Annotated in this window: 10 protein-coding genes; 5 read left to right on the forward strand and 5 right to left on the reverse strand. The window is 72.5% G+C overall.

What is annotated here, in order from left to right:
- Positions 1-6: 6 nt before the first annotated feature.
- From CCN29_RS18640 to galU, 4 genes are all read right to left on the reverse strand, one after another.
- The gene (locus tag CCN29_RS18640) at positions 7-528 is read right to left on the reverse strand and encodes a MogA/MoaB family molybdenum cofactor biosynthesis protein (protein ID WP_031023029.1); all 522 of its coding nucleotides are present in this window, start codon (positions 526-528) and stop codon (positions 7-9) included.
- The gene (gene moaC, locus CCN29_RS18645) at positions 525-1,040 is read right to left on the reverse strand and encodes a cyclic pyranopterin monophosphate synthase MoaC (protein ID WP_031023028.1); all 516 of its coding nucleotides are present in this window, start codon (positions 1,038-1,040) and stop codon (positions 525-527) included. The genes CCN29_RS18640 and moaC overlap by 4 nt, the downstream gene beginning before the upstream one ends.
- 86 nt (positions 1,041-1,126) lie before the next feature.
- A complete protein-coding gene (gene glp, locus CCN29_RS18650; protein ID WP_006131162.1) occupies positions 1,127-2,449 on the reverse strand; it encodes a molybdotransferase-like divisome protein Glp in 1,323 nt (440 codons plus the stop codon).
- A complete protein-coding gene (gene galU / locus CCN29_RS18655; RefSeq protein ID WP_086683216.1) occupies positions 2,446-3,357 on the reverse strand; it encodes a UTP--glucose-1-phosphate uridylyltransferase GalU in 912 nt (303 codons plus the stop codon). Before galU ends, glp begins: the two co-directional genes overlap by 4 nt.
- 92 nt (positions 3,358-3,449) lie before the next feature.
- Between galU and CCN29_RS18660 the strand changes: the two genes are divergently transcribed.
- Positions 3,450-4,085 (forward strand): 5-formyltetrahydrofolate cyclo-ligase, encoded by a 636-nt coding sequence (locus CCN29_RS18660; protein WP_078886789.1) that lies wholly within the window; start codon positions 3,450-3,452, stop codon positions 4,083-4,085.
- A 68-nt stretch (positions 4,086-4,153) separates the two neighbouring features.
- Here CCN29_RS18660 and CCN29_RS18665 read toward each other — a convergent pair whose 3' ends face one another.
- Positions 4,154-6,958, reverse strand: coding sequence for a penicillin acylase family protein (locus tag CCN29_RS18665; RefSeq protein ID WP_006131159.1), 2,805 nt, complete (start codon positions 6,956-6,958; stop codon positions 4,154-4,156).
- Positions 6,959-7,247: 289 nt separating this feature from the next.
- On the opposite strand from CCN29_RS18665, the gene CCN29_RS18670 reads away from it, so the two are divergent.
- The 4 genes from CCN29_RS18670 (at position 7,248) to CCN29_RS18685 (ending at position 11,642) form a co-directional block, all read left to right on the forward strand.
- On the forward strand, positions 7,248-8,762 hold the full coding sequence (locus tag CCN29_RS18670) for a potassium/proton antiporter (protein WP_031023022.1): 1,515 nt from the start codon (positions 7,248-7,250) through the stop codon (positions 8,760-8,762).
- A 223-nt stretch (positions 8,763-8,985) separates the two neighbouring features.
- Complete coding sequence (locus CCN29_RS18675) at positions 8,986-10,278, forward strand: MFS transporter (protein WP_006131157.1); 1,293 nt, start codon at positions 8,986-8,988, stop codon at positions 10,276-10,278.
- Positions 10,279-10,345: 67 nt separating this feature from the next.
- Positions 10,346-10,681 carry an FmdB family zinc ribbon protein gene (locus CCN29_RS18680; protein ID WP_086683207.1) on the forward strand — a complete coding sequence of 112 codons (336 nt, stop codon included), beginning with the start codon at positions 10,346-10,348 and terminating at the stop codon, positions 10,679-10,681.
- A gap of 118 nt (positions 10,682-10,799) precedes the next feature.
- A complete protein-coding gene (locus tag CCN29_RS18685) occupies positions 10,800-11,642 on the forward strand; it encodes an S-methyl-5'-thioadenosine phosphorylase (protein WP_442538409.1) in 843 nt (280 codons plus the stop codon).
- The last annotated feature ends 15 nt before the right edge of the window (positions 11,643-11,657 follow it).

Raw genomic sequence — 11,657 nt, forward strand, 5'->3', positions numbered from 1 at the left:
GGGTGTTCAGCGCGCACCTCCGTCCTCGGCGTCCGGCCGGGGGTGGTCCCCGCCGCGCAGCTGATCCACCGCGTGCCTCAGCAGCGGCTCCAGGACGGCGAGGCCGTCCTTCACCCCGCCGCTCGACCCGGGCAGGTTGACGATCAGCGTGCCGCCCGCGACGCCCGCGAGCCCGCGGGAGAGGACGGCGGTGGGCACCTTGTCCCGGCCGTACGCGCGGATGGCCTCCGCGATCCCGGGGACCTCGCGGTCGATCACCCGGCGGGTGGCCTCGGGGGTGCGGTCGGTGGGCGAGATGCCGGTGCCGCCGGTGGTCACGATCACGTCGTACCCGGCGTCGGCGCCCGCGCGGAGAGCCGCCTCCACGGGGTCGCCGTCGGGGACGACCTGGGGGCCGTCGACCGTGAAGCCGAAGCGCCGCAGCCCCTCCGCGATCAGCGGGCCGCCCTTGTCCTCGTAGACGCCGGCGGCGGCTCGGTTGGAGGCGGTGACCACCAGCGCCCGGTACGGGGCCGCGGAGGGCGTCATGACCTGCTCCAGTCGCCCGACTTTCCGCCCGTCTTCTCCTCCACCCGCACGTCCGTGATGACCGCCTCCTTGTCGACCGCCTTGACCATGTCGATCACGGTGAGCGCGGCCACGGACACCGCGGTCAGGGCCTCCATCTCGACGCCCGTGCGGTCCGTCGTCCGCACGGTCGCCGCGATCTCCACGGCGTCGTCCGCGACCGACAGGTCCAGTTTCACACCGGACAGCGCCAGGGGGTGGCACAGCGGGATCAGGTCGGGGGTGCGTTTGGCGCCCATGATGCCCGCGATGCGCGCGGTGGCGAGGGCGTCGCCCTTGGGCACGCCCTCGCCCCGCAGCAGCTCGACCACGCGGGGCGCGACCAGCACGCGGCCGGTGGCGCGTGCGGTGCGCGCGGTGACGTCCTTGCCGGACACGTCGACCATGCGGGCGGCGCCCGCCTCGTCGATGTGGGTCAGACGGGACTGGTCGTCGGTGGGTCCGGGGGTGTCCCCCCGGGAAGGCACGGTCATGATGGTGTGGCGCTCCCGGTCCTGGCCCGTCGCGGTGCGGGGCGCGGGCCTGCTGTGCGCGACACGGTACCGCCAACGGGCGGCGCTCAGCCGAGCAGGACCACCTCGACCTCGGTGCCCGGCGCCACGTCCTCGACGTCCTCGGGGACGACGACGAGCGCGTTCGCCCGGGCGAGGGCGGCGACCAGATGCGACCCGGCCCCGCCGACGGGCGTGACGACGCCGTCGGCGTACCGGCCGCGCAGGAACTGGCGGCGGCCCTTCGGCGAGGTCAGCGCCTTCTCGGCCCTCAGCTCGGCGCGGACCCGCGGCCGGTGGACGTCCCCGAGCCCCATCAGGGTGCGGATGGCGGGGCGGACGAACAGCTCGAAGGAGACGTAGGAGGAGACCGGGTTGCCGGGGAGGGCGAGCAGCGGGGTGTGGTCGGGGCCGATGGAGCCGAAGCCCTGCGGCTTGCCCGGCTGCATGGCGAGCTTGCGGAACTCCACGCCGCTGCCGGGCTCGTCCTCGTCGCCCGCGTGCGACAGCGCCTCCTTGACGACGTCGTACGCCCCGACGCTGACGCCGCCGGAGGTGACCAGGAGGTCGGCGCGGACGAGCTGGTCCTCGATGGTGTCGCGGAGGGTCTCGGCGTCGTCGGCGACGGCGCCGACGCGGTAGGCGATGGCGCCGGCGTCCCGGGCGGCCGCGGTGAGGGCGAAGCTGTTGGAGTCGTAGATCTGGCCGGGGCGCAGCGGCTCGTCGGGCTGGACGAGTTCGCTGCCGGTGGACAGGACCACCACGCGCGGGCGGGGGCGGACCCGGACCGTGCCGCGGCCGACGGCGGCGAGGAGGGAGATCTGCGGCGGGCCGAGGACGGTGCCGGCCTCCAGGACGCGGTCGCCTGCCCGGACGTCGCTGCCCTGGGCGCGGACGTGCGCGCGGGCGGGCGCGGGACGGTGGACGCTGACGAGTCCCGTGGCGCCCTCGGGGGCGAGGCTGCGGGCGCGCATCCCGGAGGCGGGGCCCTCGCCGAGCCCGCCGTCGGTCCACTCGACGGGGACGACGGTCTCGGCGCCGGGCGGGAGCGGGGCGCCGGTCATGATGCGCGCGGCCTGGCCGGGGCCGACGTGCGGGGGGTCGGCCGCGCCGGCCGCGACGTCGCCGACGACCTCGAGCGAGGCCGGGTACTCCTCGCTCGCGCCCGCGATGTCGGCGACCCGCACCGCGTAGCCGTCCATCGAGCTGTTGTCGAAGGGGGGCAGGGAGACCGGGACCGTGATGTCCTCGACGAGGACGCAGCCCTGTGCGTCGAGGAGGTTCAGCTCGATGGGGTCGAGCGGGCGGACGGTCGCGAGGATGTCGTCCAGGTGCTCGTCCACCGACCAGAGGCGGTCCGGTTCTGCGGTGCGGGGCGCGGCGCTGCTCAACGTTGCTGCATCTCCTCGGTGACGAATCGCTGGAGCCAGGTCCGGAAGTCCGGTCCCAGGTCCTCACGTTCGCACGCGAGCCGGACAATGGCACGCAGGTAGTCCCCGCGGTCGCCGGTGTCATAGCGGCGGCCCTGGAAGACGACGCCGTGCACCGGGCCGCCGAGCGTGGCGTCGGCGGCGAGCTGCTGGAGGGCGTCGGTCAGCTGGATCTCGCCGCCGCGGCCCGGCTCGGTCTTGCTCAGCACGTCGAAGACGGCCGGGTCGAGGACGTAGCGGCCGATGACGGCGTAGTGGGAGGGCGCCTCCTCGCGGGAGGGCTTCTCGACCAGGCCGCTGAGCCGGACGACGTCGGCGTCGGTGGTGGCCTCGACGGCGGCGGAGCCGTAGAGATGGATCTGCTCGGGGGCCACCTCCATCAGCGCGACGACGCTGCCGCCGTGCTCCTGCTGCACCTCGATCATGCGCTGAAGCAGCGGGTCGCGCGGGTCGATCAGGTCGTCGCCGAGGAGGACGGCGAAGGGCTCGTCGCCGACGTGCGGGGCGGCGCACAGCACGGCGTGGCCGAGGCCCTTGGGGTCGCCCTGGCGGACGTAGTGCATGGTGGCGAGGTCGCTGGACTCCTGGACCTTGGCGAGACGCTCGTCGTCGCCCTTCTTCTCGAGCGCGGACTCGAGTTCGTAGTTGCGGTCGAAGTGGTCCTCGAGGGGGCGCTTGTTGCGGCCCGTGACCATGAGGACGTCGTCGAGACCGGCGGCGACGGCCTCTTCGACCACGTACTGGATCGCCGGCTTGTCGACCACCGGCAGCATCTCCTTGGGCGTGGCCTTGGTGGCCGGCAGGAACCGGGTGCCGAGGCCGGCGGCGGGGATGACAGCCTTGCTGATCCGCGGGTGTGACTGAGACATGAGCGACACCCTAGCCGGTGCCTTTGCACTGAATCTGTGACTCCGCTGAGAAGATGCTCATATGAGCATATTAAGACAGTACGGGAATCGACTTGAGACAGAACCAGGGCCAGCCCGAACGTGACAAGCGCGCGCTACGGCGTGAAGTCCTCCAGGTGAGAAACGGATTGACGGCCGATGACGTTCAGGCGCACGCCGCCGCCCTGGCCGGCCGGGCGCTCGCGCTGCCCGAGCTGGCCCAGGCGCGCACGGTCGCCGCGTACGTCTCCGTGGGCAGCGAACCGGGCACCACGGCGCTGCTGGACGCGCTGCGCGCGCGGGGCGTGCGGGTGCTGCTGCCCGCGCTGCTGCCCGACAACGACCTGGCGTGGGGCGTGTACCGGGGGCCGGAGTCCCTGAAGCCGGCCCGGCACGGCGGCGGGCGGATGACGCTGCTGGAGCCGGCCGGGGAGCGGCTGGGACCGGACGCCGTGACGGAGGCGGACGCCGTGCTGCTGCCGGGCCTGTCGGTGGACGCCCGCGGGATGCGGCTGGGCCGCGGCGGCGGCTCCTACGACCGCGTCCTCGCCCGCCTGGCGCGGGCCCGCGTGCGCCCTGCGCTGGTGGTGCTGCTGTACGACGGGGAGGTCGTGGAACGGGTGCCGCGGGAGCCGCACGACCGGCCGGTGGACGCGGTGGTGACCCCGTCCGGTGTGCGGCGGTTCGGCGGCCCGGACTCCGGGGCCTGAGAAACGCGGACCGGCCTCCACGCGCGCGTGGAGGCCGGTCCGTCGGGGCCGCGGGGTGCGGCGGCGGGTCAGGGCTTCAGCACCAGGGTGTCGGTCGTGGAGTCCTCGACCGCCTTCTCCGAGTAGGCCCACTCCAGCAGTTCGCCCTCGGCCCACTTCTCCGTCTGGTCGACGTAGTGGGCGTTGTAGGCGTGCCCGGAGGCGCCGGTGAGGTTGATCCAGCGGGACTTGTCGAGGTCGTCGAGGTTGACCACCATCCGCATGGACGGCACCCACACCACGCCGTAGCCGCCGGCGGCGTTCCAGCCGGTGGCGTTGACGGTGGCCTCGCCGCCGCCGAGCTTCCACGGGCCGCGGTTGAGGACGAACTTCACGAAGCCGGGGCCGTCGGTGCCGAGCGTCTGGTTGTCCAGGAACAGGCGGTGCAGCCGGCCCCAGCTCCAGGTGTCGATGTCCTTGCCGAGCTTGGCGGTCAGCTCCCAACGGGCGTCGATCAGGGCCCGCTTGAACAGCTGGTCGCGGTTCTCGGCGGCGGGCCGGGTGCCGCGCTTCGGCGTGGTCCACCACTCGCTGTCCTCGTCGGCCATCAGCCGGCGGACCACCTCGAACCAGCGGTCGCCGCCGTCCGGCTGCGCCTGGCTCGCGGAGCGCTGGCCGCACTCGCGGACCTTGCCCGCCTCGTCGGCCGGACCGGTGGTGTTGGCCGGCTCGACCCACAGGCACTGGCCCTTGACCCGTACCTCCTTGGGCAGCTTGTGTCCGAAGGAGAGCTTGAGGATGTTGCGCCAGACGGAGTTGAAGTACGCGGCGGCCGCCGAGTCGGCGTCCTGGGTGTAGTCCCAGCCCTCCAGCAGCTTCTGCGCCTCGCGGACGTGCGGGTCGCCGACGTCGATCTTCAGCAGTTCGGGCACCAGCAGCTTGGCGACGGCGCTGGAGTTGTCCAGCTGCATCTGCCGCATGTCGTCCGTGGAGATCTTCCCGCCGTCCTTGATCTTCGACTGGATCAGGTCGTTGATCCGCTGGCTGCGGGCGCCGTACCCCCAGTCGGTGGTCAGCGTGTACGGGTAGTCCTCGTCGACGACGGCCTGGTTGGCGGTGACGATGTAGCCGCGCTCGGGGTCGAACTCGTAGGGCAGCTCGTCCTGGTCGACCCAGCCGGTCCACTCGTAGTCGGGGTCCCAGCCGGGGGCGGGGACGGAACCGTCGTGCTTCTCCGCGCGGGTCGGGATCTTCCCGGGCAGGGTGTAGCCGATGTGGTTGTCGGTGTCCGCGTAGACGAGGTTCTGCGAGGGCACCTCGAACAGCTCGGACGCCTCGCGGAAGTCGTCCCAGTCCTTGGCGCGGTTGATCGCGAAGACGGCGTCCATGGTGCGGCCGGGGTCCAGGGCGGTCCAGCGCAGCGCCACGGCGTAGCCGTCGCCCCGGTCGGGGGCCGCGCTGTCGACGGCGGCCTTCTTGCCGGTCTTCACCAGGTCGTCGGAACGGTCCGACAGCAGCGGGCCGTTGTTGGTCTCCCGGACGACGATCTTCCGGGAGGCGCCGCCGGCGACCTTGATGGTCTCCTCGCGTGTTGTGAACGGCACCACCTTGTCGCCGTACTGGTAGCCGTCGCCGGTGATCTTCTCCAGGTACAGGTCGGTGACGTCGACGCCGGAGTTGGTCAGGCCCCAGGCGATGTCCTGGTTGTGGCCGATTATCACGCCGGGCATGCCCGCGAAGGTGTACCCCGTGACGTCGTAGCGGCACTTGTCGGAGACGTCGCGGCAGTGCAGGCCCATCTGGTACCAGACGGACGGCAGCGACGCCGACAGGTGCGGGTCGTTGGCGAGCAGCGGCTTGCCGGAGACGGTGTGCTCGCCGGAGACGACCCAGGAGTTGGAGCCGATGCCGTCGCCGTTGACGCCGACGGCGGTGGGGAGGTCCTCCAGCACCCGCTGGAGCCCGGTGAGCTGGCTCTCGAAGCCGGCCGCGTCGCCTTCCGCCCCGGCGCCCGTGCCGCCGCCGAGCTCCGAACCGGAGCCGTCACCCGAGCCGGTGCCGTCACCGGAGCCGTCACCCTCGCCGGAGCCGCCCTCCGCCTCGAACGTGCCGCTGCCCTCGTCGTAGCCGCCCTCCTGCACGATCGGCTTGTTCCGGTCGTACGGGTACGACGGGTACAGGTCGGCGATCTGCTTCGGGCCGAGGCGGCTGGTCAGCAGCGCCCGGTCGATCTCGTCCTGCATGTTGCCGCGCAGGTCCCAGGCCATCGCCTTCAGCCAGGCCACGGAGTCGACCGGCGTCCACGCGCCGGGTTTGTAGTCGTTCTCGAAGCTCAGCGCCGCGTACTCGAGGGAGATGTCCTTGCCCTCCTTGCCCTCCAGATAGGCGTTGACGCCCTTGGCGTACGCCTGAAGGTACTTCTTGGTCGCGGGCGAGAGCTTCTCCTCGTACTCCTGCTTCGCGATCCGGTCCCAGCCGAGGGTGCGCAGGAACGCGTCGTTGTCGACCTGGCCCGCGCCGAACATCTCCGACAGCCGGCCGGACGTCATGTGCCGGCGCACGTCCATCTCGTAGAACCGGTCCTGCGCCTGGACGTAGCCCTGCGCCATGAACAGGTCCTCGTCGGAGGAGGCGTAGATCTGCGGGATGCCGTAGCCGTCGCGTCTGACGTCGACGGGGCCGGACAGTCCCTCGAGGGTGATCGACCCCGTGGTCTGCGGGAACGAGGCGCGCACGGTGCTGACGGACCAGTACGCCCCGTAGGCGACGCCTCCGATCAGGGCCAGCACCAGGACGAGCACGAGGAGGCGGCCTTTGCGCCCCTTCTTCCTGCCGGACGTGCCGGCGGCCTGCTGACCCGTGGAGGCGGCGGCGGCGGTGGTGTCGGTGGGCATCGCTGTCCTTGCTGTCCTAACGCGAGCGGCAGGTCGGGCTGTGCTTTTAACTGAGCGCTGGAGCAACGATAGGCGCAGGGCCCCGCGCCCCTTGACGCGGAGTGGGGAACCAGCGCGGACGGGCGTTCGATCTTGCCGCCTTTCGCGTCAAGAACGCGTCAAGAGTTAGGTAAGGTAACGAAGTAGTTCGCCGTGACAATCGAAGCGGTTCGCCCGGAAAGCGGGCGCATCGCCCGCGACGGACGCGCGCTCCCTCTCGGGTGCGCCTGGGCCGGGGAAGGGAACGCCGCTGACTGTCCATCACCTCAACCAGCTCCTGCTCGTCTGCTCGGTCGTCCTGCTCGTCGCCGTCGCGGCGGTCCGGATCTCCTCACGCAGCGGGCTCCCCAGCCTGCTCGTCTACCTGGGCATCGGCATCGCGATCGGCCAGGACGGCATCGGCGACATCCAGTTCGACAACGCCGAGCTGACCCAGGTCATCGGATACGCGGCGCTCGTCGTGATCCTCGCCGAGGGCGGTCTGGGCACGAAGTGGGCCGAGATCAGACCCGTGCTGCCCTCGGCCGCCGCGCTGGCGCTCGTCGGCGTCGCGGTGAGCGTCGGCGTGACGGCGACGGCGGCGCACCTGCTGATCGGGCTGGAGTGGCGGCAGGCGCTGATCATCGGCGCGGTCGTCTCCTCGACGGACGCGGCGGCCGTCTTCTCGGTGCTGCGCAAGGTGCCGCTGCCCGCGCGGGTGCGCGGCACCCTGGAGGCCGAGTCCGGCTTCAACGACGCCCCCGTCGTCATCCTCGTGGTGGCCTTCTCCACGGCCGGTCCGGTCGAGCACTGGTACGTGCTGATCGGCGAGATACTCCTGGAGCTGGCCATCGGCGCCGCCATCGGCCTCGCCGTGGGCTGGATCGGCGCCTGGGGCCTGCGGCACGTGGCGCTGCCCGCCTCCGGCCTCTACCCGATCGCCGTCATGGCCATCGCTGTCACCGCGTACGCGGCCGGCGCTCTCGCCCACGGCAGCGGCTTCCTCGCCGTCTACCTCGCCTCGATGCTGCTCGGCAACGCCAAGCTGCCGCACTGGCCCGCCACCCGCGGCTTCGCCGAGGGGATCGGCTGGCTCGCCCAGATCGGCATGTTCGTGCTGCTCGGCCTGCTGGTCACCCCGCACGAGCTCGGCGACGACATCGTGCCCGCGCTGGTCGTCGGGCTGGTGCTCACGATGGTGGCCCGCCCGCTCAGCGTCGTGCTGTGCCTGGTGCCGTTCCGGGTGCCCTGGCAGGAGCAGACCCTGCTGTCCTGGGCGGGACTGCGCGGCGCGGTGCCCATCATCCTGGCGACCATCCCGATGGTGCAGGGCGTCGACGGCAGCGAACGCATCTTCAACATCGTCTTCCTGCTGGTCGTCGTCTACACCCTCGTCCAGGGCCCGACGCTGCCCGGTCTGGCCCGGCTGCTGCGGCTCGGCGACTCCGGCGCGGCCGACCTGGGCGTGGAGTCGGCGCCCCTGGAGCGGCTGCGCGGCCATCTGCTGTCGGTCACCGTCCCCGCCGGGTCGCGGATGCACGGCGTCGAGGTCGGCGAACTGCGGCTGCCCGCCGGGTCCGCCGTCACCCTGGTCGTACGGGACGGCAGGTCGTTCGTGCCGTCGCCGGAGACGATGCTGCGCCGCGGGGACGAGCTCCTCGTCGTCGCCACCGACCCGGTACGGGACGCGGCGGAGCGCCGGCTGCGCGCGGTCGCCCGGGGCGGCAAGCTCGCCGGCTGGCTGGGCGCCGACGGCGGCGCCGAAGGATCGCAGGCCGGACGCTGAGAGGGTGCTCACGTTCACAGGCGTGCCCCGGTCACCGCCTGTATCATGAAGCGACCCCAGATCGAACCAACTCTGCCTGACGCAGAGCTGGCGCGACCGTATGGCGGCCGGGCGCCCTGAGCTGTGGCGCCGGTATCTACCGCAGTCAGCGCAAGAGGACAGCTCTCGGCGTGCCCGCGCGACCTCGCGCGGGGCGCTACCAGGCGGCGGAAAGGCACGGGCCGTGGCATCCACGGTCACCACGTCGAAGGACTCGGCGGCCCCCTCCCGACCGGGATACGGCCGCCTGCTGCGTACCCGCGGCGCGTGGACGTTCCTGCTCCCCGGCTTCGCGGCGCGTCAGCCGTTCGCGATGCTCACCCTCTCCATCGTGCTGCTCGTCCAGCACACCACCGGCTCCTACGGCGCGGCCGGCGCCGTCGCGGCCGTCACCGGCGTCTCCATGGCGCTGTTCGCCCCGTACACCGGGCGGCTCGCCGACCGCCACGGCCAGCGCGCCGTCCTGGTGCCCGGCGTGCTGGTGCACGCGGCGGCCGGGCTCGCCCTGACCGCCCTGGCGCTCAACGGCGCCCCCCTTTGGGCGCTGTTCGCCGCCGCCGTCCCCACCGGCGCCTCCGTACCGCAGGTCGGGCCGATGGTCCGGGCCCGCTGGGGCGTCCGCCTCAAGGGCTCCCCGCTGATGGCGACCGCCGCGGCCTTCGAGTCCGTCACCGACGAGTTCACCTTCGTCGTCGGCCCGCTCCTCGCCACCGCCCTGTGCACCACGGTCGACCCGTCCGCGGGACTGGTCACCGAGGCCGCGCTCACCCTGGTCGGCGGTCTGCTCTTCGCCGCGCAGAAGGGCACCCAGCCGCCCGTCGCCACGGCCGCCGACGGCCACACGCGCGTACGGCACGCCTCCGCACTGCGCGTGCCCGGCGTGCGCGTGCTGATCGTGACCTTCCTCGGCATCGGCTCCGTGTTCGGCGGCATGCAGGTGTCCCTGGCCGCGTTCACCGAGTCCATCGGCGAACCGGGCCTCAACGGCGTCCTCTACGGCGTCTTCGCCGCCGGCAACATGCTCGCGGGCCTCGCCTGCGGCGCCGTCGCCTGGAAGGTGTCCCCGCAGCGCCGCCTGATCGTCGCCTACGCCGCCCTCGCGCTGGCCGCGTCCGCCCTGTGGACGGCCGACTCGGCGCTGCTGCTGGGCGCGCTCGGCCTGCTGGTCGGCATGTGCATCGCCCCGGCGCTGATCACCGGCTACACGCTGGTGGAGAGCCTGGTCCCGGCGGGCGCCCGCACTGAGGCGTTCACCTGGCTGACCGGCGCGGTCGCGCTGGGCCAGGCCGCCGCCGTGACCGTCGCCGGACAGTTCGAGGACCGGCTGTGGGACGGCGCCGGATTCCTGGTGCCGATGGGCGGCACGCTGCTGGCCCTGGCGACCCTGCTGGCCCTGCGCTCGCGGCTCGCGGGTGCTCCGCGCGGGCGTACCGTCGCACGTGGCATGGGTCACCGCGAGCCCGTCGCAGTGGACTAGGCCCGCGGAATGCGTCACTATGGACCGTCGTTAGCACTCATTGAGTGAGAGTGCCAGGAGGAAGACAGTGCCGACCTACCAGTACCAGTGCACCGAGTGCGGCGAGGGCCTCGAGGCGGTGCAGAAGTTCACCGACGACGCCCTGACCGAGTGCCCCAACTGCCAGGGCCGCCTGAAGAAGGTGTTCTCCGCGGTCGGCATCGTCTTCAAGGGTTCCGGTTTCTACCGCAACGACAGCCGCGGCTCCTCGTCGAGCTCCTCGCCGGCGTCGTCGAAGTCGTCCGGATCCTCGTCGTCGAGCTCCTCGTCGTCGGACTCCGGTTCCAGCTCTTCGTCCTCGTCGTCCTCGTCGACGTCGTCGTCGGGTTCCTCCGGCAGCTCGACGAGCACCACGGCGGCCTGACCGCCTCACGCACGCCTCACAGGGCCCTGTCGTCGCGAGACGGCGGGGCCCTGGTGTTTCCCCCTGCGTTTCCCGCTGCCTTCCCCGACGCGTTTCCGGGTGCCGTTAGGGTCGGGCCATGGCGAACATGGCGAACGCCGAGATCGGCGTGATCGGCGGATCCGGCTTCTACTCCTTCCTCGACGACGTCACCGAGGTCCAGGTCGACACCCCCTACGGGGCGCCCAGCGACTCCCTCTTCCTCGGCGAGGTGGCCGGCCGTCGGGTGGCCTTCCTGCCCCGGCACGGGCGCGGCCACCACCTGCCCCCGCACCGCATCAACTACCGCGCCAACCTGTGGGCGCTGCGGTCGGTCGGCGTGCGCCAGGTCCTCGGCCCGTGCGCGGTGGGCGGCCTGCGCCCGGAGTACGGCCCGGGCACGCTCCTGGTGCCGGACCAGCTCGTGGACCGCACCAAGTCCCGCGCGAACAGCTACTTCGACGGCCTGCCGCTGTCGGACGGCACGGTGCCGAACGTGGTCCACGTGTCCCTGGCCGACCCGTACTGCCCCACCGGGCGGGCGTCCGCGCTGAAGGCGGCGCGCGGCCGGGACTGGGAGGCGGTCGACGGCGGCACGCTGGTCGTCGTCGAGGGCCCGCGCTTCTCCACCCGCGCCGAGTCCCTGTGGCACCAGGCGCAGGGCTGGTCGGTGGTGGGCATGACCGGGCACCCCGAGGCGGCGCTCGCGCGTGAGCTGGAGCTCTGCTACACGTCGATGACGCTGGTCACGGACCTCGACGCGGGCGCGGAGACGGGCGAGGGCGTCTCGCACGACGAGGTGCTGCGCGTGTTCTCGGCCAACGTGGACCGGCTGCGGGGGGTGCTGTTCGACGCGGTGGCGGCGCTGCCGTCGACGGACGAGCGGGACTGTCTGTGCGCGTCGGCGCTGGGGGGGATGGATCCGGGGTTCGTGTTGCCGTAGGGCGGGGGTGCGGGC

The organism is Streptomyces pseudogriseolus, assembly GCA_002154585.1.
GTDB classification, from domain to species: domain Bacteria; phylum Actinomycetota; class Actinomycetes; order Streptomycetales; family Streptomycetaceae; genus Streptomyces; species Streptomyces pseudogriseolus.